General features: G+C 34.3%; 22 protein-coding genes. 14 read left to right on the top strand and 8 right to left on the bottom strand.

Annotated elements, in window-relative coordinates; genetic code table 11:
- Positions 1–91: 91 nt before the first annotated feature.
- The 14 genes from CHB80_RS07090 to CHB80_RS07025 all read left to right on the top strand — a co-directional run bounded on the left by CHB80_RS07090 (position 92) and on the right by CHB80_RS07025 (position 16,500).
- Positions 92–754 carry a Crp/Fnr family transcriptional regulator gene (locus tag CHB80_RS07090; RefSeq protein WP_089370696.1) on the top strand — a complete coding sequence of 221 codons (663 nt, stop codon included), beginning with the start codon at positions 92–94 and terminating at the stop codon, positions 752–754.
- Positions 755–1,377: 623 nt separating this feature from the next.
- Positions 1,378–4,926, top strand: a complete 3,549-nt coding sequence (locus tag CHB80_RS07085) for a metallophosphoesterase family protein (RefSeq protein ID WP_089370695.1) — start codon at positions 1,378–1,380, stop codon at positions 4,924–4,926.
- Positions 4,927–4,960: 34 nt separating this feature from the next.
- Positions 4,961–6,568, top strand: a complete 1,608-nt coding sequence (locus tag CHB80_RS07080) for a glutamate synthase-related protein (RefSeq protein WP_089370694.1) — start codon at positions 4,961–4,963, stop codon at positions 6,566–6,568.
- 4 nt (positions 6,569–6,572) lie between these two features.
- On the top strand, positions 6,573–7,313 hold the full coding sequence (locus CHB80_RS07075; protein WP_143337063.1) for a hypothetical protein: 741 nt from the start codon (positions 6,573–6,575) through the stop codon (positions 7,311–7,313).
- Between the two features lie 50 nt (positions 7,314–7,363).
- On the top strand, positions 7,364–7,756 hold the full coding sequence (locus CHB80_RS07070; protein WP_089370692.1) for a hypothetical protein: 393 nt from the start codon (positions 7,364–7,366) through the stop codon (positions 7,754–7,756).
- Positions 7,757–7,761: 5 nt separating this feature from the next.
- Complete coding sequence (locus CHB80_RS07065) at positions 7,762–9,711, top strand: thiamine pyrophosphate-dependent enzyme (RefSeq protein ID WP_089370691.1); 1,950 nt, start codon at positions 7,762–7,764, stop codon at positions 9,709–9,711.
- A 4-nt stretch (positions 9,712–9,715) separates the two neighbouring features.
- The gene (locus CHB80_RS07060) at positions 9,716–9,934 is read left to right on the top strand and encodes a hypothetical protein (RefSeq protein WP_089370690.1); all 219 of its coding nucleotides are present in this window, start codon (positions 9,716–9,718) and stop codon (positions 9,932–9,934) included.
- Entirely contained in the window at positions 9,931–10,350 is a 420-nt protein-coding gene (locus tag CHB80_RS07055; RefSeq protein ID WP_089370689.1) for a hypothetical protein, read from the top strand. The genes CHB80_RS07060 and CHB80_RS07055 overlap by 4 nt, the downstream gene beginning before the upstream one ends.
- Positions 10,341–11,372 (top strand): Rieske 2Fe-2S domain-containing protein, encoded by a 1,032-nt coding sequence (locus CHB80_RS07050; RefSeq protein WP_089370688.1) that lies wholly within the window; start codon positions 10,341–10,343, stop codon positions 11,370–11,372. The genes CHB80_RS07055 and CHB80_RS07050 overlap by 10 nt, the downstream gene beginning before the upstream one ends.
- Positions 11,373–11,382: 10 nt before the next feature.
- Positions 11,383–12,180, top strand: coding sequence for a hypothetical protein (locus tag CHB80_RS07045; protein ID WP_089370687.1), 798 nt, complete (start codon positions 11,383–11,385; stop codon positions 12,178–12,180).
- 51 nt (positions 12,181–12,231) lie between these two features.
- A complete protein-coding gene (locus CHB80_RS07040) occupies positions 12,232–13,473 on the top strand; it encodes a cation:proton antiporter (protein WP_089370686.1) in 1,242 nt (413 codons plus the stop codon).
- A gap of 6 nt (positions 13,474–13,479) precedes the next feature.
- Positions 13,480–14,361: a DUF6268 family outer membrane beta-barrel protein gene (locus CHB80_RS07035; RefSeq protein WP_089370685.1), complete on the top strand. Its 882-nt coding sequence runs from the start codon at positions 13,480–13,482 to the stop codon at positions 14,359–14,361.
- A gap of 4 nt (positions 14,362–14,365) precedes the next feature.
- Positions 14,366–15,001, top strand: a complete 636-nt coding sequence (locus tag CHB80_RS07030) for a Pycsar system effector family protein (protein WP_089370684.1) — start codon at positions 14,366–14,368, stop codon at positions 14,999–15,001.
- A gap of 56 nt (positions 15,002–15,057) precedes the next feature.
- Positions 15,058–16,500, top strand: coding sequence for an SLC13 family permease (locus tag CHB80_RS07025; RefSeq protein ID WP_089370683.1), 1,443 nt, complete (start codon positions 15,058–15,060; stop codon positions 16,498–16,500).
- 37 nt (positions 16,501–16,537) lie between these two features.
- On the opposite strand, the gene CHB80_RS07020 is transcribed toward CHB80_RS07025, so the two are convergent.
- From CHB80_RS07020 to CHB80_RS06985, 8 genes are all read right to left on the bottom strand, one after another.
- Positions 16,538–18,292, bottom strand: coding sequence for an FG-GAP-like repeat-containing protein (locus CHB80_RS07020; protein ID WP_089370682.1), 1,755 nt, complete (start codon positions 18,290–18,292; stop codon positions 16,538–16,540).
- 123 nt (positions 18,293–18,415) lie between these two features.
- Entirely contained in the window at positions 18,416–18,883 is a 468-nt protein-coding gene (locus CHB80_RS07015) for a hypothetical protein (RefSeq protein WP_089370681.1), read from the bottom strand.
- 449 nt (positions 18,884–19,332) lie between these two features.
- Positions 19,333–20,586, bottom strand: a complete 1,254-nt coding sequence (locus CHB80_RS07010) for a hypothetical protein (RefSeq protein ID WP_089370680.1) — start codon at positions 20,584–20,586, stop codon at positions 19,333–19,335.
- A gap of 136 nt (positions 20,587–20,722) precedes the next feature.
- Positions 20,723–22,675: a tetratricopeptide repeat protein gene (locus tag CHB80_RS07005; protein WP_089370679.1), complete on the bottom strand. Its 1,953-nt coding sequence runs from the start codon at positions 22,673–22,675 to the stop codon at positions 20,723–20,725.
- Between the two features lie 435 nt (positions 22,676–23,110).
- Positions 23,111–23,365 (bottom strand): peptide methionine sulfoxide reductase, encoded by a 255-nt coding sequence (locus CHB80_RS07000; protein ID WP_089370678.1) that lies wholly within the window; start codon positions 23,363–23,365, stop codon positions 23,111–23,113.
- A gap of 4 nt (positions 23,366–23,369) precedes the next feature.
- Entirely contained in the window at positions 23,370–24,080 is a 711-nt protein-coding gene (locus CHB80_RS06995; protein WP_089370677.1) for a LytR/AlgR family response regulator transcription factor, read from the bottom strand.
- On the bottom strand, positions 24,073–25,134 hold the full coding sequence (locus CHB80_RS06990) for a sensor histidine kinase (RefSeq protein WP_089370676.1): 1,062 nt from the start codon (positions 25,132–25,134) through the stop codon (positions 24,073–24,075). Before CHB80_RS06990 ends, CHB80_RS06995 begins: the two co-directional genes overlap by 8 nt.
- 233 nt (positions 25,135–25,367) lie before the next feature.
- A complete protein-coding gene (locus CHB80_RS06985; protein WP_089370675.1) occupies positions 25,368–25,883 on the bottom strand; it encodes a GTP cyclohydrolase II in 516 nt (171 codons plus the stop codon).
- Between the last annotated feature and the right edge of the window lie 89 nt (positions 25,884–25,972).

The raw sequence follows: 25,972 nt of genomic DNA, 5'->3' as shown, positions 1-25,972 counted from the left end.
TAAGTGTCGTCTGTAGTAACTTCTATTTTTTTAAAACTATTTCCTAAAGACGCATTTATTTATTTTTGAGCAACCATAATATTTTAAATTATTGAAAACACTTACTAAGTATTGGTTTTTAGAAGAATTTAATCTCTTTAGAAAATTAGGCATTGTCACGATGATGTCCATTTGTGAAATTCTGGAAATGGATAATATAGATAAAGGCTCTGTTATTAATCTTCAAAGCGTCGATAAAAAATGTATTTTCTTTCTAAAAAAAGGAGTCGTAAAAATTGTAGATAAGAATACCCATACAGTAAAATATGTTGCAAAACGTGGTAATATATTTGGAGAACTCTCACTATATGATGAAGAAATGGCTTCTGAAGAAGTTGCATATGCACTTGAAGATTGCGTGATATGTTATATTGAATCAGGGCAAATGGAGGCTTTAATGCAAAAACACAAATCACTTAAAAATGGTGTTTTAAAAATATATGGCACACGTATAAAGCGCTTAGAGCGGAAATTACACGATCTTTTATATAAGGATAGTCATGTGAGAATTAAAGAATTTATAGCAGATTATGTAAGTGAGTTTGGAACACCGAATGAAGAAGGTAATCTAGTCGCAAAAAATCTACTTACACACAAAGATATTGCTGGACTTACAAATACATCGCGACAGACGGTAAGTAATGTATTAAGCTCAATGCGCAAGGATGGAGATATTCAATATGACACAAAATTTATTATAAAACTTAAGAAATAAATGATTCATAAACATCTAAATAGCACTATGTATCATGATGTTTTTTGAATATTTTAAATTTTTTGTGAAAGGAATTTTAGAACACTTCGACAGATGCAACAACAACAACTAATCAAATCATGAAGCTACATAAAACACTAGGCTACTTATGCCTTATTGGATTTATTCTTGTGCTCTCAAGCAAATACCCAACACAGTACTTATTATATATTTTAGGAAATTCTGACAATTCTGAATTTACCAAATTTGTATCTTTAAATTACTTACAAATTGTCACTCTATTAACTATCAGTAGTTTTCTATTTTATTTTATTAGACACAATCTCCTCTATAAAGTACATACGCCGAAGAAGCTATTATTAGTATACAACAACTAAAAAAGAAGCATCAAAACAAATTATAGTATCTTAATAGGATCAAATTATAAAGTACCATTATTGGCTGAAAATGCCCTAGATGTAGAATCATATATTAAGGATAAATTTTATTGATGATTCGTTTCCCCTTAACCATCAATAACTAATAACATATTATTATAAATTTCATTTTCAGAGGTATTCCTACTATGCTTCTGCAAGGAGAACTATTTTAAAAATTAACCACTATCAAACATAAACTCGCAAATGATTAATTCTAAAAACCATATTTACAAAGCCTTCTTTGTTCTTATACTTTGCATAACATCGTATACATATGGACAAGAAAAAGAAATCTCTGTATACATTACCGGAAATACAAATACAACAGAAGGAATAAATACACTACGCACCATTGTAGAAGACGCTTCTGAAAACTCTAAGCTGCTCTTATTGGGGAATACAACTCCTGAAAATGGATTTGATGATACTGCAATATCTGTAGTAGATGATCAACTCAATATTGTCTCTTCATTAAAAAAGAATGTCATCTTTACATCTGGGCATAATGAATGGGAATTTAATGGTTATAAAGGTGTAAAAGCTTTTGAAAAGTATATCCAAAAAAATAGCGATGCCAAGTTTTACCCAGATAAAGGATGTCCTATCAAAAAGACAAACCTTACTGATAATGCAATCCTTATCACTATAGATTCTCAATGGTATCTAGAAGATTGGGATAAACAAACGTATCTCAATGAAGATTGTGATATCAAAAACAGAAATGATTTCTTTTTAGAGTTTGAAAGCATTTTGAAAAAGGCGCAAGCAAAAACAAAGATCATTGCCATTCATCACCCAATGCTCTCATTATCTAAAACTGGATTTTTTGCAAGAACAGGTGGTTTTTCTCAAGAAGATTTTCAGCATACGCAATACAGGAGTTTACGCAATAGATTACTCACTATCGCTCAAGAAAACGATAAGATTGTATTTGTTTCTGGAAGTGATAAAAACCTGCAATATATCAATGATTTTGGCGTGCCACAGATTATAAGCGGCGCTTCTGGAGACACTCAAAATGTTAAAAAGGTAATTAAAAATAGTGGCGATTTCGCTTCAAGCGAAAAAGGATACGCACGTCTTGATATCCATACGGATGGTAGCCTTTCTGTACATTTCAAAAATGAAAATAGCGTGTTATTTACAACAACACTTTTCGAAAATACACAACAGACATCTTCCATTTCTTTTGAACCTAAAAACACCTACCCAGAAACTAAAAAGGCTGCTGTATATGCTAGTGAAGAAACTGAGAAAAGCAAACTCTACAAAGGGCTTTGGGGAAAACGCTATCGCGAATTTTACAGCAAAGAAGTAGAAGCTCCCGTTGCATTTATAGACACTCTATTAGGGGGGCTTACTCCTGTAAGACGTGGCGGCGGACACCAATCTAAATCACTACGACTAGAAGACAAAGATGGTAAGCAATATGTGATGCGTGCGTTACGTAAAAGTGCCACCAAGTTCTTACAAGCAACTGCTTTTAAAGAAACCTACGTAGAAGAAGAGCTTGAAGGCAGTTTTGCAGATCGTTTTGTGTTAGATTTTTATACCGCAGCACATCCTTATACTGCTACTACAATAGGAGATTTGGCAGATGCTGCAAAGGTATATCATACCAATCCCAATTTATATTACATTCCTAAACAAGAAGCCTTAGGAGAATACAATGATGAATATGGTGACGAATTATATTTACTAGAAGAACGTGTAGAATCTGGACATAAAGATGCTAAAAGCTTTGGATATCCTGAAGATATTGTAAGTACCGCAGACGTACTTCAAGAAATTCATAAAAATGGTAAATCTGCTGTAGATGAATCTTCTTATATCAGAGCACGTCTTTTTGATATGCTTATTGGCGATTGGGATCGTCACGAAGATCAATGGCGATGGGCTGTATTTAAAGAAGATGGTAAAAAAACATACAAACCTATTCCAAGAGATAGAGATCAGGCTTTCTCTGTATTTGATGGAAGTATTTTTGGATTTTTACGTGTAGCAGTACCAGCTTTACGAATGATGCAATCTTTTGACGATGAACTAAAAAGTCCAAGATGGTTTAGCTTTGAACCCTACCCTTTAGACGAATCATTTATCAATAAATCAGATTGGGCTGCTTGGGAAAAAGAAGCCAAATATATTCAAGATAACGTTACAGATGAAATCATAGCAAAAGCCTTTGAAAATCTTCCTGAAGAAATGAAGGGGGAAACCATAGAAGAAATTAAATCAAAATTAAAAGGAAGACGAGGCAATCTCTTAACCATTGCAAAATCTTATTTTGATTATGTAAACAAGCATGCTGTATTAATTGGAACTCAAAAAAGTGATGTTTTTAATATAAAAAGACTTCCTAATGGACAAACACACGTAGCCATTATGCGTAAAGACAATGGTCTTTTTGAACGTACATTTAACGCATCCGAAACAAAAGAGATCTGGATTTATGGCCTTGAAGGAAAAGATACTTTTAATGTTACAGGAGAAGGAGATCATCTTATTAAAATTAAAGTAATTGGTGGTAAGAAAAATGACACCTATGATTTTAAAAACACAAAAAAGATAAAGATTTACGATTATAAAAATAAAGAGAATACCATCGTAAATAAACGATCAAAAAAATGGCTAGTAGACGACTATGAAATCAATAACTATGATTACAAAAAAAGAAAAGAAAATGTAAATCAGTTACTACCTATTATTGGAGCAAACCCAGATGATGGACTTAGAATAGGGTTTACAAATACATTTACCACTCACGGTTTACAAAGCAATCCATTCACTTCAAAACACATTATAACCGCATCTTACTATTCTGGAAATTCAGGATATGATGTAAGCTATAGTGGAGAATTTGCAAACATATTTCATAATTGGAATTTCGGTGTTGAATTCAAATACAACAGCCCTAATTTTGCTCAGAACTTCTTTGGATTTGGTAATGATACAGAATATGACAGAAATGAAGTAGAACTAGATTTTAACCGTGTACGTATACGTCAATTAAGAGGAGCCATATCCCTCATAAGAAGAGGAGATAATGGCGGATATTTTGAAATCAAACCTCACATAGAATCTTTTGAAGTAGCAAATACCGCAGATCGTTTTATTGCTACAGATGATCTAGCAGGAATAAATGCACTCACTTTTGAAAACCAAACTTATGCAGGAGCAGAAGTCTCTTATGGTTTTAAAAACAAGGATAACGCTGCCTTCCCTACTTATGGATTAGATACAGAAATCACAGCAGGATATAAAACCAATATTGACGGAGGTAATAGCGACAATAAATTCGGATATGTAGAATCCCATTTTGCCTTTGACTATAAAATTTCTAAAAGCGGCAATCTCGTATTTGCTACAAAAATAGGAGGAGAAGCCATACTAGGCGATAACTTTGAATTCTTCCACGGAGCTACTTTAGGAGGTAATCATAGTTTAAGAGGTTTTAGAAATGAGCGTTTTATTGGTAAATACGCTTTTTATCAAAACACAGACCTACGTTTAAAACTAGGAAAATTCAAAAGTAGTTTTATCCCTTTAAATTATGGAATTACGGGTGGTTTTGATTACGGAAGAGTATGGGAAGGCAATGAAGCTGCTGCTATCATTGATGAATCTAGTACCATAAACACGAGCGCTGGAGGATCTTTCTGGATTAGTGGTCTTGACACATTTACAGCAAACGTAGGATATTACGGAAGTAATGACGGAGGGCGAATTGTATTCGTACTAGGGTTTGCATTTTAAACATATATTTTAACTAACAACAGTACTAAAACCTATGAAAAAACCAATTTCTATTGCAAAAATTTCTCAATTAGAAAACAAAAAACCTGAGCATGCACTCGTAAACGGACTTGATTTAGTAATTGTAAAATTTGATGATGATATTTCGGTATTATACGGTCGCTGTCTTCATAGAGGCGCCTTAATGTCAGACGGTCATGTAGATGGCCATAATCTTATATGTGGAGTTCATGGCTGGGATTACCGTGTAGATTCTGGCGTTTCGGAATATAACAATAAAGAGGTTTTACATAAATTTTCTACAAAAATTGATGGAGACGATTTACTTGTAGACGAGTTTGAAATAGATGCATACTTAGTAAATCACCCACAGCCTTTTAATCGCGATCAATACCTAGGAGCCTATGCAGATACGCATCCTGAAGAGACAGAACCTTATACCACCTATATTAAAGAACTGGCTCAAAACGGATTGAAAAATATTGGGCATCACGGATTTTCTGCATCTATGGGAGTAGATAGAAATACTCTTCCTAAATGGAATGATATTCAGTTTTTACCTGCACAATTAGCATCACGCCCTTTACTCGATGAAGATGATGTAGCGACCAAAGTAGTGATCGGTAAAAAAGCAAAAAAACCACTCCATTTAGACATTCCATTGTTTGTAAGTGATATGAGTTTTGGAGCACTATCTCGTGAAGCAAAAATTGCTTTATCTAAAGGAGCCGAGTTAGCAGGAACAGGAATCTGTTCTGGAGAAGGAGGAATGCTTCCTGAAGAGCAAGCCAATAATTCTAAATATTTTTATGAACTCGCTTCCGCGAAATTTGGGTTTTCATGGGACAAGCTTGATAACGTTCAAGCCTTTCATTTTAAAGGTGGCCAAGGAGCCAAAACAGGAACAGGAGGTCATCTTCCTGGCGCCAAAGTAAGTAAAGAAATTGCAGAAGTACGTGGTCTTAATGAAGGCGAAACAGCTATTTCTCCAGCAACCTTTCCAGATTTTCATGGGGTAGAAGATTTTAAAGCCTTTGCCACCCAAGTAAGAGAACGCACTGGCGGAATCCCCATTGGATTTAAACTCGCTGCTAGTCATATAGAAAAAGACATTCAGTTTGCACTAGATGTAGGTGTAGACTATATTATACTTGATGGTCGCGGTGGCGGTACAGGGTCTGCTCCTACTATCTTAAGAGATCATATCAATGTTCCAACAATTCCTGCTTTGGCAAGAGCTAGAAAATATTTAGATAAAGTAGGTGCGACAGATGTGACGCTTATCATTACAGGAGGATTGCGTGTTGCAGAAGATTTCGCGAAAGCGTTAATGTTAGGAGCCGATGCTATTGCCGTATCTAACTCGGCATTGCAAGCCATAGGATGCTTAGGAATGCGTGCTTGTGGTAGTAACAACTGTCCTGTAGGAATTGCTACCCAAAAAGAATCATTACGTAGTCGTTTAATTATTGATAGCTCTGCTAAGCAATTACACAACTATTTTGATGCTACAAACAACTTGATTAAAGTAGTAGCGAGAGCATGTGGATATGATGATATCAGTAAGTTTAATCATGATGATCTATCCACATTTAACAGAGATATGCACAAACTAACAGGAATTAACTATGCCGGAATTTAAATCAATGAAAGATCAATTACACCTAGCATCTCAATATTTAGCTGCTGCAAACATGAGCTTTCTAGAAAAGAAAGCAGACGATAGTCATACCAATGTAGGCTTTGATACAGATACCATGAAAATGGAAACCTATGATTTGTCTCCTTCTGGAGACAGGTTAGCATTAAACTATAGACGGTTTTCTTTAGAATGGATCTCTAAAAATGGCATGATTTCACTTTCCCTTGACGGGAAAACACATAATGAGATATTACAATGGTTACAAGAATGTTCTCAAAAACATCTTGGAAAGGAATATGTATATGAGTTTCATTATGAATTACCATATACAATTAATGATGCCTATCAGTATAAATTAACTGATGCTGCTGCATTAGAGCATCTATGTAACTTAAGGATTCTTGCAGAGTATACCCTAGAAAGTATTGTAGAAACACATCATCTGGATTCGCCTATACGTATATGGCCTCACCATTTTGATACGGGAGCCTATGCACCATTAAATGACACTGGTATTTCTATTGGAATAGGAATGGCAATTCCTGATACACTTTCTGACGAACATTATTTTTATATCAGCGGCTATAAAGATGGCAAAGCAATACTTCCTTCTTCTTCTAGTGATTTGAGTTTAGGAAAATGGGTAGATCAAGGTTTTACCGGAGCTATTCTCCCTGCTACAAACCTAGTAGAATCTGAAACTGTCCAGTTCTTTCAAGAAACTATACATCAGTTTAAAAAGTAGTACTGTATCGCTTTATAGATTGCTTAACAGCATATTAAAACAAAAATCATATGGACAACTGGTATATCCCTATCACAATTATTCCAGGTATAGGATTATTAATTCTATCTACCTCAAATTTAATGGTCACATTATCTACAGAGATCAATACACTTATCCATAATACTGATGAAAATGATGTGATTATCAATAAGAAACTAATTCAATTAAAATTATTGAATAGAGCTATGGTGCTCTTTTACATTGCTATTTCCTGTCTTGTAACCGCAGCACTCATTGGAGGTATTAGCTTAAAATTAGATATAGAAACAGCACTTGCATTATATGTAATTATTCTAGGAATTATAATGCTACTCCTAGGGCTTTTTTGGCTCATTAAATACTCATATAGAGCCGTAAGTATCCGACAAGATCAATTCAAAATAAAATTCAACAAAAAATAAAACGCATGGCAACAACTAAAAAATGGTATAAAGTTCTCGAAAACAAAAAAGTATTACCAGAAGGGCGTGTTCAAACAGTAACTGCTGGTCATCAAGGTATTTGTTTGACGCATTATGACGGGAAGTTTTCTGCATTGGATAACAAATGCCCACATCAAGGGGGTCCGCTTGGAGAAGGGTCTATTGAAAATGGAATGCTACGCTGTCCTTGGCATGGTTGGGATTTTCACCCATGTACAGGATTACCTCCTGGAGGCTATGATGATGGGGTGAAAACATTTGAAGTTAAAGAAGAAGGGGATGCCATTCTTGTTGCTGTTGAAGAAGAAGATACACATGAAGAGACTATCTCTGATGTCATGATAGAGACCATGGTAAATTGGGGTGTAGATACTGGTTTTGGAATGGTAGGCCATTCTAATCTTGCCGTCGCCGATGCCATGAGACGACAAGAAGAAAAAGGGAGGTTCCAATTTTATGGTATACGCCATGAAGGAGCTGCCGCTTTTGCGGCCTCTGCTTATGGGAAATTAATGGGCAAACCTGCTGTTTGTTTTGGAATTGCAGGACCTGGATCTACCAATATGTTTACAGGAATGTGGGATGCAAAAGTAGACCGCGCTCCCCTATTAGCACTGTCTGGACAAGTAAATACACAAGTATTAGGTACTGGAGCATTTCAGGAAGTAGATCTTGTAGGTGCATTTCAAACGGTAGCACATTTTAACCATAGCGTACAGCAAAATTCTAAACATAGTGAGTTAATGAGCCTTGCTATAAAAAGTGCATTACTCAACAGAGATGTATCACATATCACCTTCCCAGATGAAGTGGCATTTATGCCAAAAACAGAAGGTGAAGAAGCTCAAACTCCTGAGAATAGAATCACACCTATGAATATTTCGCCGCCAAGGCAAATGGTAGCAAAGGCAGTAGATATGCTAGCTGCTTCAGAAAAGCCTGCTATTATTGTAGGTCATGGAGCTCGTTTTCATATGGAAGCTATTACCGCTTTCGCGAAAACGTTAAACTGCCCCGTTATTACTACATTCAAAGGAAAAGGTCTTATTGCCGATTCTCATGAATTAGGGTGTGGGGTTCTAGGAAGAAGTGGTACTCCTATCGCTTCTTGGTTTATGAATGAAAGTGATTTATTAATAGTATTTGGCGCTTCGTTCTCAAATCACACAGGAATTACTCCTAAAAAACCAATTATTCAAGTAGATTACGATCCTACAGCCTTGAGTAAATTCCATAAAGTAGATGCTGCACTATGGGGAGAAATATCTGAAACACTTACCATTATTGAAGAAGAAACTAAAGGAAAATTAAATACCATAGACAGACGCCCTGAAATTGCTGAGCGTTGGGCCATTTGGAAAGAAGAAAAACAAAGTAGACTGGAAGACGAAAGTGCAATCGGGTTAAGCTCTATAGCTGTATTTGAAGCCATGAATCAAGTAGTTCCAGACAATGCAGTCATTGCAGTAGATGTAGGAAATAACACCTATTCTTTTGGACGCTACTTTGAGCCAAAAAACCAATCGGTCTTGATGTCTGGGTATTTAGGATCTATTGGATTCTCTTTACCCGCAGCTATGGGCGCTTGGGCAGCACAAGGGAAAGAAAGACCTATCTGGTCTGTATCTGGAGATGGAGGATTTGGACAATATCTAGGAGAAATGATGACCCTTGTTAAGTATAACATGAACATCAAACATGTGTTACTTAATAATTCAGAAATTGGAAAAATTTCTAAAGAACAAAAAGCAGCAGAATTAGATGTTTGGAAAACTTCTTTGCATAATGCAAATTTTTCAAAATTTGCAGAAAACTGTGGCGCTCTAGGTATTAGAGTCACAAAAAGAGAAGAGCTCATCCCTGCTTTAGAAAAACTAAGAGCGCATAATGGCCCCGCTTTATTAGAAATCATAACAGATGCAACTTTAATATAAACATATGGATATACTAGTTCAGATTATTCCAACCATCATTCTGATCTATCTAGCCATAGGCCTCGTATTTGGAATTTATTTTTTTATACGAGGCGCTGCACAGCTAGATGCGCTTATCAAAGACAGTAAATGGACCGTGCGGCTTTTACTGGTACCTGGAGCTATAGGCTTATGGCCTCTCCTATTATCAAGATTACTAAAACCTTCAAAAACAAATCTATGACTTCTGGATTACGAAAAACCCACAAGATAATGTGGATGGTTTTAGGTCTCCTAGGCGCCGTACTTATTGTATTATCAATAAACAGTGTAAAAGAACCATTAGGAATTGATAATGAGATCATTACCTCCAAAACACAGAAGGGAGCAGTTCCTGTTGAAAATAACGCGCAGTTATATGCAAGTATAGAAGAACTAGCAACTGTCAATAAGTTACAAATTGTTATAAAAAAACCATTAAAAAGTGCCGCTACAAGTGTATATACCGTCGATGAAAATCAAGAACGAAGCACATTTATAGGAAGCATAGATAACAAAGGCTTGTATACTTTTGATATTGAAAAAACAGTGAAAAAGATCCAGCTATACGACGGAATAAAAAAGAGTGTCATCTATAACATCGATCTATCATGGGAGTAAATTATCAACCTGTGCTTTGGAATAAGCATAAGAAAACATACGACAAATGGATTGCCATAGGGATGCTGTTATATCTCGTAAGTTTTATTGGAATTACTATTCTCACTAATGGAGAAACTAGTCCGGAAACACTCATTATTAGAGCTTTTGGAACGCTAGCTATTGTCTTATTACATATTATCTTAAGTATTGGTCCTTTAGCTAGATTAAACCCTAGATTATTACCCATCTTATATAATAGAAGACATTTAGGAGTGAGCATGTTTATTGCGGCACTTATTCATGGTGGGTTCTCGTTATTTCAATTTCATGCCTTAGGAAATGTAAACCCCATTTATGCATTGTTTACGTCTAATATGGAATATACCTCTTTAGCTAATTTTCCTTTTCAAGTATTAGGCTTTTTTGCATTGGTTATTTTATTTCTAATGGCCGCTACCAGTCATGATTTCTGGTTAAAAAACCTCTCTCCAAAAACATGGAAACGATTACATATGCTTGTATACGTAGCGTATATATTAGTGATACTTCACGTATTCTTAGGAGCCTTTCAGCAACAACCATCTATTATGGTAATTGCATTTTTAGGAATCGGATTTTTAACGATTACCTCTTTACATATCACCACTGCTTTTAAAGAATCTAAAACAGATAGTATTCAAACTACAGAGAAAGAAGAAGGCTGGGAATATGTATGTGAAATTGATGAAATCTCTGAAGACAGAGCAAAGATTTTTGTAGTAGGAAATGAGCGTGTTGCTATTTTCAAATATGACAACAAGCTCTCAGCTATTTCAAATGTTTGTAAACACCAAGGAGGCCCTTTAGGTGAAGGTAAAATTGTAGATGGTTGTATTACGTGCCCTTGGCATGGATACCAATACTTACCTCATAATGGACAATCGCCACCACCATTTACAGAAAAAGTAGCTACCTACCGTATTAAAAATAAAAATAATCGCATCTATATACTTCCTGAAGCTATGGCAGAAGGAACCGAAATAGAACCCGTTACATTTTAATCAAAAAGTTATGAAAGAAGAAGAAGACGATTTTTACATTGGGTATCTAGATACGGTATCTCCCAAAACAAAAAAAGGAATCAAATCATTTGTACTCTTTGGAATACTATTATTAGTAGGTGGTGCTCTCCTATTTGCCCTTACTCAAAACACGTTCAAAAACAGCACATTTGAGCTAACAACAAATACAAAAATAACAGGGGTTTATCATGAGATGCCGTATCCTATGTTACGTGTTCAAACTGACGAAAATGTATACAAAAACATCCTATTATTAGGCTTTGGAAAATCAAGCGCCAATCCATTTTTACAAAAAATAAGAAATGAAGCAGGTCCATTATCAGGGAGTGTATTACGTATAGAAGGAAACCTCATCTACTACAATGGGAAGACACTTATTCAAATTACAAGTGATGAAAAAATCTCACTGATTGAAAAAGCAAATCCAAGTCGACTTCCAAAAACAGAACCTCTAGTTTCAGGAATGGAATTAAAGGGAGAGATTATTGATCCTAAATGCTACTTTGGCGTAATGAAACCTGGTAAAGGTAAAATTCATAGAAGTTGTGCTACCTTATGTATTTCAGGAGGAATTCCACCTGTATTAGCAACTACAGACAAAAACAATATTGCTGAATATTACTTACTCACAGATACGGAAGGTAATCCTATAAATGAGCAAATATTACCTTATATAGGCAAGCCATCTATACTCACAGGAAATGTAGTTAAGATACAAGATTGGTATCAATTGCGTATTAAAACAGAAGATATACAAGATCTCGATTTACCTTCAAAAATATATTAATGCTTGGTACGCTTTCGCGAAAGCGTACTACGGCACAAAAACAGCAACGCCATGTTCGAATCATTTAGTATCATCTTTACCATTGCCGTTTTATTTAATTACATCAACAGTAAATGGATAAAGCTTCCCTCTACTATAGGGTTATTACTATTGAGTTTAGGTTTAGTAATTATTATCACTATAAGTGAATCTATTGCTCCTGCTTTTTATAAGTTTTTCTGTGATATTATTGTCAATGCAGATTTCAAAACACTACTGCTAGATGGGATTTTAAGTTTTATGCTATTTGCTGGGGCTTTACATGTTGATTTTGGCGCACTTGCTGAGCAAAAAAAATCAGTACTCTTATTTGCAACTATTGGTGTCCTTATCTCTACGTTTATTGTTGGAGGGCTTGTTTTTGGGGTTGCTATGTTAATAGGATTAGAGCTTCCATTTATTCATGCATTATTATTTGGAGCTTTAATATCTCCTACAGATCCTATTGCAGTGATGGCTATCTTAAAAAAGGCAAATATTGCAGAAAGCTTAGGGATCAAAATAGAAGGTGAATCATTATTTAATGATGGTATTGGAGTGGTTGTATTTTCTGGAATTTTATTAATTGCTACAGCAACAGGCGAGCATAGTCAAACTGAAATTGGAGCAGAAATAGGCACTTTATTTCTAGAAGAAGCTGTAGGAGGTCTTTTATTTGGACTACTCATTGGCTTTTTAGGTTTACAGCTTATAAAGAGTCTGAAAGATAATTCTAATCTCGCCGTTATGATTAGTCTTGCGGTGGTAATGGGAGGATATACGATTGCTTCTATGATTCATGTCTCAGGACCATTAGCGATGGTGGTAGCAGGATTATTTATTGGAAATAAAGTACACATCAATGAAAATAAAAACAAATTACAGATGTCTCTTAATGAGTTTTGGGAAATTCTGGATGATGTCTTTAATGGGATTTTGTTTGTTTTGATAGGACTAGCTATTCATTTGTTAGCATTTAATATAGATTATTTAATCCTTGGTATTATTACAATTATTATCGTATTATTATCGAGATTTATTTCTGTATTTGTCCCGTATTCTTTATTAAAACACGAAGAAGAAAAACCGATAAAGACAATAGCTATTTTAACATGGGGTGGTTTACGAGGTGGCATTTCAATTGCACTTGCATTAAGCCTTCATGAGTCTTTATCTAGTGAATTAATTGTATACATCACCTATGTAGTTGTTTTATTCTCTATTATTGGTCAAGGATTGAGTATTGGAACTCTTGCAAAAAAACTATACAAATAATACCCTATGCCGAAACAGTTTAAAAATGCATCTTTTATCTTTCTACTCATCAGTAGTTTTACATATGCGCAACTCTCTGATCTTGCTCGAATAGAATATATAGGGCTTCCTGAAGGGAGTGACAATGGTTCTTCTTTTAATAGATTTAGAGCACTCGTTAATTTTCCTATAGAGCTTAAAGAAGACACCTATTTGTTTGTTGGATTAGATTATAGTTATATCGATTATAATGTAGATGAATCTCTAGTGAGTTTTGACCCTCGAGAAATTGATGAATTTCAATTGTTTGATCTCAATATTGGGTACACATTCAAATTGAATGAAGATTGGCGTTTTGGTGCAAGAATTCAACCTGGATTTAGTTCTAATTTAAAAGCACGTAATCTTTCTTTTGAAGATGCTATTCTTTCTGGAGATGCCGTGTTTATAAAAGATAAAAAAGACAATGATATCCCATACCGACTTATCTTAGGTGTTTCTGTTTCTGGAAAAGGAGGGTTTCCTATACTCCCTTTTATAAGTTATTATCGCAAGTTCCATCCTAAGTGGTCTTATAATGTAGGAGTACCTAAAATAAACTTACAATACCATGCTTCTTCAAAGCACAGATTTAAATTAGTAGCACGTCTAGATGGGTTTAGAGCTAATTTACAACGCGGTATTGAAGTAGGAGAAAATCAAGAAATTGCGCGAAGATTTAGACAACAACTCGTTGTAGGAGGACTTCGCTATGAATATAAATTTACCGATCATATTGAGTATTATATCAATAGTAGTTACATCCTGAGTAACTCGGTAGAATTTAGAGATAGATCTAGAAATACACTTGCAGAAATATCTGAAGATAATAATCTATATATAAAAACAGGTATTCGATTTAAGCTATAGTCTTATGGAAGCATCAAAAAAAGAAATTGAAAAAGAGAAAGACAAAATCTTAATGTCAGATCTAAATATCAATAAAGACGAACTAAAATCTCTTAAGAAGAAGCTCTCTAAAATTGAACCTCGACCTGAAAAAGGGGTCGAAACATTATTTAGATTACTATCAAAAAATCAATATACGTTGAATGCTATGATTGATCGGAAATCAAACATTTTGATCTCTATCAATGCGCTTATTTTATCTATTGTTTTAGGAACTGTATTAGACCAATTAGATAAAGATCCACATTTGATTTATCCAGCTATCTTAATTTTGATGACCAATCTTATATCGATAGGATATGCTGTCATTGCAACACGACCAGAAAAAAAACACGGAAGTAGAAGCACGAATAACCTTATGTTTTATGGTAACTTCCATGATATGGAAGAAGAAGCATATGTCAATCAGATTTCGGATTTAATGAATCAAGGTGACGAGCTCTATAAGACGATTGCCAAAGACACGTATTACTTAGGAAAAACCATCAATAGAAAATTTAAACTCTTACGATCTTCTTTTACGATCTTCCTAATAGGAATTATTCTTTCTGTAATTGCCTTTCTATTATGTCATTTACTTTTTGGAGGCTATTTTGGATAAGAACTGTTGTATAGAATAGTTGACAAGCGGAATCTTTTTCCGTAGCTTTAATCCCAATGAACACATTTCCAATTTCTAAAAAAATAGGGTTTTTATCGGGGCCTTTATTGTGTATTCTAATTTTAGTAATACCCTTTGATATTATAGACCCCGCGATAGATCGGGTCATAGCTATTGCCGCTTGGATGATTGTATGGTGGATCACCGAGGCTGTTTCTATTTCTGTAACGGCGCTAATCCCTCTTGCTTTATTTCCCTTATTAGGAATAGGTGATATTAAAAGTGTTGCAAGCAACTATGCAAATCCTATTGTGTATTTATTTTTTGGAGGTTTTGTGATTGCTCTCGCCTTAGAAAAAGTACAATTACATAAACGCATTGCGCTTTCTATTCTTAAGATTACTGGCACCAAGGCCAACGGAATTGTCTTAGGGTTTATGATTGCCACAGCCCTAATGAGCATGTGGATTTCTAATACTGCCAGTACGGTGGTCATGCTTCCTATTGCAGTTTCTGTGATTCAATTACTCATGGATGATGCTGATGGTTTTACTAAAAACGATAAGAATTTTGCACTTTCTATTATGTTAGGAATTGCTTTTGCTGCAAATATTGGAGGAATGTCTACCTTAATTGGGACACCTCCTAACTCGGTGATGCTTGCTTTTTTAAATGATAGTTACAATATTGATATAGGCTTTTTTCAGTGGATGAAAATGGGCGTTCCTTTTGCTATTTTGATGTTAACCATTACGTATTTCTGTATCACGCGTATTTTCTTTCCTAACAGACTTGGGAATATAGGTGGTTCGGGTGCTATTATTCAAACAGAACTCAATAAGCTTGGGAAAATGAGTCGTGGAGAAAAGATTGTATTAATCATTTTCTTATGTACTGCCATTGCATGGATGTTGCGTAGTTACCTCAACACGCTATTACCCAATATCACACTTACCGATACCACTATAAGTGTCATTGCAGCGCTTGCCATGTTTATTATTCCTTTAGATCTAAAAAAAGGGGAATTCCCTTTAGATTGGAAAGACACCTCTCGATTACCTTGGGGAATTCTAATTTTATTTGGTGGTGGTCTTGCCCTAGCATCTGGTCTAAAAGATGCTGGATTTATTGCAATGATAGGTGATTATATTTCTGGTCAAACCGACTGGAGTATGTGGGTCGTTACTGCTGTACTGATCTTTTTAATGTTATTTATGACAGAATTGATGAGTAATGTTGCCTTGGTTACCATACTCATTCCTCTGGTTGTTGGAATTGCTCTTGGTATGGATGTTCCTATTTTACAAATGGTTATTCCTGTGACCTTAGCTTCAAGTTGTGCCTTTATGCTTCCTATGGCAACACCTCCTAATGCCATTGTTTTTGCTAGTGGTCATGTACGAGTAAGTCAAATGGCACGTATCGGGATTGTACTAAATTTAATTTCTGTAGGATTACTCTTTGCGATTGCTTATTGGATTGTACCGTTGTTGTTTTAAAGGGTATACGCTTTCGCGAAAGCGTATAGTAACAAAACTACATCTTCAGTATTTTCTTATACTCAGATAATGTTCCAGAACGCATTTGTACGATGTACATTCCTTTGGTAAGAGAAGAAATATTTATCTCCATACTTACATCAGTAATGGCTTGAGTTTGTACAACCCTACCCGACATATCTATGATTTGCAAAGCGCCATTTACGTAATTGTTCATCCCTGAAATGTGTAGCGTTGAAGTGCTTGGATTAGGGAATACAGTAATTTTTTCTTGATCTATCTCTTCAAGTCCAAGTTGAGGATCCCCTTCTATTACAGTAAGTGTCGTATTAATTTCCGGATTAGTAACCACATCTTCAATGCCGCTCGGCCAGTAGATTGTTATAAAATCTATTGCTGTATCTTCTCCTATTCCAAAAAACTCATATGATGAATTTTGACTTAAATATCCTTCACCACAGAGCACATAATTGTATTGCTTTTCATCATTATAAGATAATTCAATAAGAGCCCCTACCCCCTGTCGATTACTTTCTGTTCCCTGCAATTTAACCTTGATCCAATTGTTTTCATTTTCAGATTCATTTTTCCATAAAAAGACATCATCTGGCAAACAATTCAACACAGCAATGTCATACTTTCCGTCATTATCTATATCACCAATAGCATTCCCATAACTAATCGCAATATCTTCATCTAATCCCGCATTATTGGGTATGGTGTATAATCCATTTCCATTATTTTGATAAAATGCAGCGCTTAATTGTCCCGAATCTACATTGGTCACACTGGCGCTTACATATAAATCTAAATCTTTATCATGATCGGCATCTAGGAAGACAGAACTCCAAGCAACAGATTGAAATAAGGTGCCATTATTGGGAGCAACATCCGTAAAAGTGCCATCTCCATTATTTTTTAAAAAGGCATTTCCAGCTTGCGTATTGGCGATATAAATATCTAACCAACCATCGTCGTTATAATCTCCAATAGTTGTAGACATCGCATCTATAGCTACATCGGCGCCAGCAGCTTGTGCAACATTGGTAAATGTACCATCCTGATTGTTATGATAGAGTATATTTTTATTCTGGGTTTTATCATTTGAGATATAAATATCCTGCCACCCATCTTTATCATAATCAATCCATGCGCTACAAAACGACAGGCTGTTTTCTTGGATAAGGTGAGCCTCTACAGAAACATCTGTAAAAGTGTGATCTCCATTATTTTTATAAAGTTTATTGAACTGTGTGTCGCTATCAAAAAATCGAGAAACAAGAAACAAGTCTAAAAACCCATCTTTGTTATAATCTCCCCATGATGCTCCAAAAGATTGGTGACCTGGATTTGATAATCCTGCGGTTTCTGTGATATTTACAAAAGTAAGATCGCCCAAATTTTCATAAAGTCTGCTATCACCATCGGTTTGATTACTACTCGCAAAAAAATCATAATCGCCGTCATTATCAATATCTACCCATTGCACTGATTTGGTTTCAAAAAGGTCGTCATTGATGCCTGGCATATTCAAAAGCTCAAAGACTCCGTTATTATTTCTATAAAAACGTATAGGCAAACCCTCATTAGATGACACCGTCAAGTCATCCCAACCATCATCGTCAAAATCAAAAAAAGAAATCCCGCCTCCAAAATTCTCATTTCCATCTTCTCCCCAAGAACTGCCTGCAAGACCCAATGTCTGACTTTGCTCATTAAAAAACACTTGCGCATTGGTAATTGAAAACGAAAAAATGAATAAAAGACAAAAGATATAGATTCGATTTTTCACTAGATCTATGATTGATTACTCTATAAATATAGTCATTGTAGCTTTAACTAAACCCATAAGGATGAATGTATACGCTTTCGCGAAAGCGTATAAAGAAACTTTTATATATACTTAATAACGTATTTACTCCTTTACTATAGTAATCAGAAAATCTCCTCCAAAATCCTGAAGTTCTCTAGATACTCCATTATATATCGCCGAGTTTAATTGAAAAACAAATTGAGCACACGGTCCTTCTGTTTCCATTCTTGTAAGATCAAGAACAAGAGTATCTGTCTCCATATCGGAAAGGCTGATCTCAAAAGTATTATCGCCATTATTTCCAGAAACACCTACGGTCACAAAATTTTGTATTCCTTCTACTCCAGTAATCACGCCCGTAAATGTATTTCCATTAAAATCTATTGTAATATTATTGGGGTTATACGTTCCGTTTTCAATAAGATTTTCACCTTCTGCATTGACTAGTTCTATAAAGAGATTGCTCGATATAGCATCTATAAGATCACAAGCTATTTCTGGTTCATTATCATCATTAGCACAAGAAAACAAGAAAAAAGAGAGTAGTATATAAAGAGAGATTCGTTTCATTAAAGTTGATTTTATGACGAGATGTAATCATAGCTTTTAGTTGCGTAAGAAGCAACCATGATACTAGGTACAACATCAAACTATGTACGCTGTATATGCAGTTATCTTTACTTTCTGTATATATAGTTCTTCACAACTATAATGGATATTCTCATAGAGACGATCTATCGAGAAGGTGTTGTCATCATCTGAAGGACAATAAAACACAAACAGAGAAATAAATATATAGGTATGTATATGATATATTTCATAAGGTGGGTTTATTATGTAGATACAGTGATGTCGTTTTGGTTGCGTAGAAATGCCAATTTTTTAACATAAAAATGTTAAAATTGACACTATTACTATTCTTGGTTTTCCCTCACTTCCGTTTCTCCTTGTGGTAGAAACGATTTAATTTTTTGTACTCCTGTCTTCTAGCGAGCAGATTTGCAAAAGCATCTATCCTATTATTCCATTTCTTCTATGGGTACACTAGCATCTGAGTTAGAAATCAAAATGGCATAATCTAAAAAAGCTGTTGTTGATTTTCCAGCAACTAGGTTCCCATTAGATGGTTCTGATTTCATAATGACCTCAATCAAATCGGGTTCATTATTACTATATGGTGTCTCTATATCGTTGAGTTGAAATAAGGTCATATCAGAAATTTTTGCATCTTTTAAATGTTGAATCCCTCTAAAATATTCATCTTCATAATCACCTATCCCAAATCCAGCTTCTTTGGTGTATCCTGTATAGTTTCCTTTTTCATCATATAGCTGATCCCACAGCACTTCACTTTGGGTTAAATAGCCTATCACCGCAATAACTTCTTCTCTTTTATATATATTTTTCTCTATCAACTGTGTAAAAAATGAAGCATTTTTCCCTTCTCTTTCTTTTTCTAGATGTGCAAAACCGATACGCATATATTGAGGGTTTTCTTTAAAATCATATACCTCATTTAATGCTATGTAATTATTAAAAATAGTTGCTTCTCGTTTTCCTGTAAATACACCTAATGTAGTTCGGATATTGCTAAGGATATGATTAAAAACTTTGTGATCTTTAATAACCTTATGATAGACTTCTGGTTGTGCATCTACATCAGTAACAAATGCTTTTACTGCTAGTTTACCAGGACTATCGTAATAGGATACAAAATCAGTATCAGGGTTTTCCATTGCTTTTTTTAATGCTTTAACAGCAGGAAATGCATGCCCTTCTTCTTTCAATAAGGATAGGATATGTTTTACAGAATAACCATACGTCATAATAATATCAATGCCTATAACCGTAATTTGATTTTCTTTAGGTAGTGCATCATTCAATACTTTTAATTGCTTCCACATTTTATAGACTTCTATGGTACGTTCTTGCGGAACGGTCACACCTGAATGATAGACAAGATCTTTCAACAAAGTTTCATCACCTGTTTTAAGATAGGTATTGAAATAGTGTGCCGTGCTATAATCTGTTTCTGGGAAGTAATATTTTATCTTTCCTTCTTTGGTTAAAGCTTTCAGTAAGTTTAAAGAAACTTCTTCAGTTTTTACACTTCCATGGTAGGCACCAAAACCTATGATTTTAAAATCAGTTTCTGGAAATGAAAACCCAGCATCTCGTACATCATAACGATGTGTTTTTAAATAAGCGGGTTTAGACTGTGCTTGTATATGAAATGTGGTAACTGTAAAAAGGAAAATTAAAAATAGACGCATGTTGATTTGTTTTCACTAAAGAGTCTCTCTAATGAAAAGTGTTACAGTTTTTGAAAAATAGTATACGTTTTATAACCCTCAATTTAAAATAGAGCAGTGTTCTATTTTAGAGTAGTATTCTATTGTTCAAAAGGAGTTATGGGGCTTTCTTCTTTTCCAAATTATCAATTGTTTTTAGAAGTTTTTTTGCTTGGGGAACTTCAGCATATCGCTGTAAAATTTCTTTTATTTCTTCTATACCACTGGTATCTTTTTTGAATAAAAAAACCCCCATGAGAAATGATTGTGCATAAATAACGTCATAAACTTTTTCATGTTTTTCAGCTAAGCTCTTATAGAGTCTTAATGATTCTTCATAAGATTTCAAAGCTAATTGAAATTCATTTCTAGCTTTATGTAAAACAGCTAAATTATTTAATGTCATAGCTACATCAGGCAAGTATGAATTTGGATTTTCTTTAGCCAAATTTCTACGTATTTCTAAAGCTTCTTTATATGAATCCAAGGACAATGATAAATCATCTTTAGCAGAATACAAATTGCCTAAATTATGTAGTGTTTGAGCTATTACAGGTAAATGTATACGTGGGTTTTCTTCAACCAAATCCCTACGTATTTTTAAAGCTTCTGTATATGAATCTAAGGACAATGATAAATCATTTTTAGCAGAATATAAATTGCCTAAATTATTTAATGTAGTAGCAACATAAGGCAGATATATATGTGGATTTTCTTTAGCCAAATTTCTACGTATTTCTAAAGCTTCTATATATGAATCCAATCCCAACGAAAATTCATTCTTAATCGAATATAAATTAGCCAAGTTGTTTAATGTAACAGCAACATCGTGCAAGCATATATTTGGATTTTCTTTAACCAAACCTCTACGTATTTCTAAAGCTTCCTTATGCCTATCTAAGGCTTGTTGAAATTCATTTTTAGTCTTGTGTAAAATAGCTAAATTATTCAACGTCGTAGCAACATCTGGCAAATACGTATATGGATTTTCTTTAGCTAACGCTCTACGTATCTCTAAGGCTTCTTCATATTTAACTAAAGCTTTTTGAAATTCTTTTTTATAATGATATAAAACAGCCAAATCATTTAATAGATTTGCTACATAAGGTAAGAATACACGTGGGTTCTTTTTCGCTAATCCTCGAAGAATTTCTAGAGCTTTTTTATATTGTTTTATAGAATCCTCAAAAAAATTAAAATCGTGTAAAAACTTTCCATATAAATAATGATTTTGAGCAGAAGGTTCTATTTTCAACAATTCTTTATAAAACTGTTTTACTTCTTCATATGCAAATATGGCTTTAGAAGAATCTATTAATTCTTGTAATAATTCTATTTTCTGCTCTTTCTCTTTTTGAAGATATGCTTCATAAATCGCTGTTAATACATCTGGTTTTCGTTGTTCAACAGCCTTTTTGATTTGTTCTAAAACACCAGCTAAATATGTGTCTCCTTGAGATTTTAACTCTTTAATTTCTTGGTTTAACTCATTTGTTCGTTCATAAATCTTTTTAGTTGCTAGTAATAATACTTCCCGTAACTCGAGTTCTATATCTTTTTGAAAATACCAATTTCGTATTATCTCTATCACCTTTTCTTGTCCTTCTTTAAAGTCAATTTTATCTAACCAATCTCCTACATCTCTGGCATCTATATTTCCTTTTTTAATTTCTTCTTGAATTTCAGAAAGCTGCTCTTTTATAGTAGAAAACTCTAAAACAACCTCATCATGGCGTTGTTGATCGATAATAGATTTTAAATAATCATATGCTTGCGTATGCTCTGCCAATCGCTTTTCAAAATGATCTAGAAAATCAAGGGTTTCTGGATTCACCACCTTAAGAATACTAATTTCTTTTGTTTCAATATGCGATTGTAGTAATGATCTAAATTCACGTTCCTTTTCTGTTCGTATATCTTCATTTACAGACCAATCATTAAGTGCTTCATTAAAGGCCAATTTGATTTGTTTATCTATACCTTGTTTACGAAAGTTCTTCATAGCTGGATAGATTTCTAACGCAACACCCGCAGCTATACTAATGGCAAAAGAAGATAATGGTTCAATCATAGATGATCAGTGAAATTTATAAAGCATTAATATACAGCTATATTAGTCATTAGAAAAGGATTTTTGTCACGGGAAGTCGTATGGTTTCCACTAAACAGCTTTTCTCCCTATGAGAGAAACGGGAATGAGGGATTTGTGCTACAAATGAGCCGCTCCCCTCCGTCTGTATCTCGTACCTCGACACAGCCACCTCCCCTCTCCAAGAGGAGGAGCTTTTTGTTAGTAGGATATGACAAAATCTAGATATTGAATCAAGAATTACAAAAATAGAGTATTGCTCTATTTTAGAATGTTACTCTATTTGAAAATGATAGAGCCGGTCATTTCGATACAATTTGCTTCTAGCAAATCACTCAATGATCTATGAGTAGAAATATCTTAGTAAGGTGATTGAATGATTTCAAAGCATGAGAAATTGTATTAAAATGAGCGAGTTCAAATTACCATCTCCCTCAAAAACCGAATGACTTTCTCCGCAGGCATTTCACAAGGTTTTAATAATTCAGAAGCGCTAGTGATATAATAATTTAAACTTATAAAATCGGTGCCTTGTAATTCTTCAGCATAGATTTTATATGACTTACCGTTGGTAAATGTGATTTTGGTGAGACCGTATTTCTTATTTTCAAATAGTACCGTACTATAGCCTTCATGAATTGTATCTATAATATGGAGTAATGAATCTTTCATTACTCTAGCCTTTTAAAACAGAAATTACATGCTCCTTATACTTCCCTCCTATGGGGATTTCTAACCGCCCAATCTCAATATCTTGTTGCGTAAACGCTGTAATATGATCTCGATGTACAATATACGATCGGTGTACCCGTAAAAACTGATCATTAGGAAGTTGCTCTATAAAGTGACTGATCCTCTCTTTAATCACTAAAGTTTCTGTCAGGGTATGGATTTTCAGGTAATCTTTAATACTCTCTATATATTGAATAGAAGATAGGATTACTTTGATGTGTTTCTTATTTATCTGCACAAAAATATGAGCAGGAGATGTAGGAGTCTCTGGAGGTATCGTAGTTATAGGTAATGAAGGTGTAGGAGTTGCAACTTTTAATCTACTTACTGCCGTAAAAAAACGTTCAAATGTGATAGGTTTTAATAAATAATCATGTGCTTGCAATTCATAACTTTCAACAGCATACTCTCGATACGCCGTTGTAAAAATGACCGTAGGTGCTTGTGATAGTGATTTTAAAAAATCAATCCCTGTCAATTTAGGCATTTGAATATCCAAAAATAGGACATCTACTGTGTTGGTTGCCAAAAAATGAGATGCTAACAAAGCATTTTTAAATGATCCCTTATGTTCTAAAAAAGGGACATCAGCAATATGCTGCTCTAATAAAGAGCGTGCCAAAGGTTCATCATCTACAACAATACAACTAATCATTTTTTATATCTGTATTTATACGTAAAGCTACACAATACCACCCATTTTCATCCACTACATCATACGAATAATCTGTGTACAATAAAGACAATTGTTTCTTAACATTAGACACTCCAATTCCTTTCGTGTACGAAGTTTCATCAGATTGTTGAATATCATCTTTGGTGTTTTTTACCGTAAAATATAGCTGTGTTCCTTCTTGTTTTAGTTCTATATAGATTTTAGGAATATCAATACTTCCACTCGCTCCATGTTTAAAAGCATTTTCTACAATAGATAATAAAATTAAAGGACCAATTTTCATTTCTTCATTTATCGCTTTCGCGAAAGCGATCTCAATATCATCACCATATCGTAATCGTTCTAAAGCAATGTAATTTTCCAATAAAGCCACTTCCTTTTCTAAAGACACCAACCTATCATTACATTGATACAACATATAATCTAACATAGATGAAAGTGTAGCAACCGTTTCTGGCGCCTTATCTGATTTTTGAAGCGTAAGTGCATAGAGATTATTAAGCGTATTGAATAAAAAATGAGGATGAATTTGTGCTTTTAAAGCACCTAACTCTGCTTTATTTTTATCTCGCTCTAATTGAAGTAACGCCTTTTCATTTTTATTTTTTTGAGTAATAATGCGATCTATAGTCATGGCAAATGTGGCCATTAATAAAGGTAATAAATACCCTTCCATCAAAAACTCCCAATCTCCAAATATTTGCGCAAGTGATTCTTGTACAAATGGAGGTTTTCTAAAAATAGGCTCATATACATATACCGTAAACACACGATCTAAAGCACTTGAAATGTAAAAAAGACCTATAGAAAAGATAGCAAAAATTACATATCTTCTTTCTTTATAGTAATATTGCAATAATACATAATTAAAAACATACGCTGCTAAAAGATATCCTGGTAAATGCTTTAAATTCTGGGCAAAAATAATCCAAAATGATTGTGCGTTACCATCTTGAAAAAACTGTATCAATGCAAAGCTAAAGAGCAATACTCCCCAGAATATAATATGATCTTTTATTGTTTTTTTAGACACCAATTTTAGGTTGTTATATTTTTAAATATTCTTTCTTTTGGTTTGTTTCCTTTGAGTGAGCAAAGAAAATGAATAATCAATCTCTGTATATCATACTATGTCATGCTGAACTTGTTTCAGCATCACATAATACATAACGTATATTTTATGATGCGAACCTGAAATAAATTCAGGTTGACGTGCAATGTATGGTATTCCTAAAAAGAAGAGATTCCCTCCTTCGTGGGAATACATCACGACAGCACTGTAGGTTGTATTCCAGATACCACAATTCCATGACGTGTGAGGGTTTCTGTTTTCTTTTGATTTCCTGTAATCATGGTAATTGATTTTACTTCCAACTGTTTTAAAATTTTTGCCGCTGCTGAGAAATCACGATTATCTTTTTGAAAACCAACTGCTTCATAAGCTTCGGCTTGTGGCATTCCTTCTTTTTTAAGCGGTAAGGTATTGAGCAATGCATAATGTCCGTTGCCTTTTCCTTCTTGCTCTAGCCAAATCACAATTCCTTTTCCTTCTCGTTCTATCAATTGCTGTGAGATTTCCATCTGCTCTCTACAATCACATTCTACACTATTAAAATGATGCGCGAAAATGCAAGAAGAATGCACTCTACATAACACATCTTCTCCGTCTTTTACATCTCCCATTACCAATGCATGAGATTCCTTAATACCATCGTAAAACAGGATTTCTCTATACGTTCCGTACTTGGTTTTTATCGTTCCTTCGGCTAATTGTACAATCATTACTTCAAAAATATTTTTTATTGGGTATAAAATTACAGCTATTCGACCAGATCAGATCCATCGTCGACTAAAAAGCGGTTGTCGAAGAT

Origin of the sequence: Dokdonia pacifica (assembly GCF_900188275.1) — a bacterium.
Classification (GTDB): domain Bacteria; phylum Bacteroidota; class Bacteroidia; order Flavobacteriales; family Flavobacteriaceae; genus Dokdonia; species Dokdonia pacifica.
Note: the sequence above shows the minus strand (reverse complement) of the source record. Positions and strands in the feature narration are given on the sequence as shown.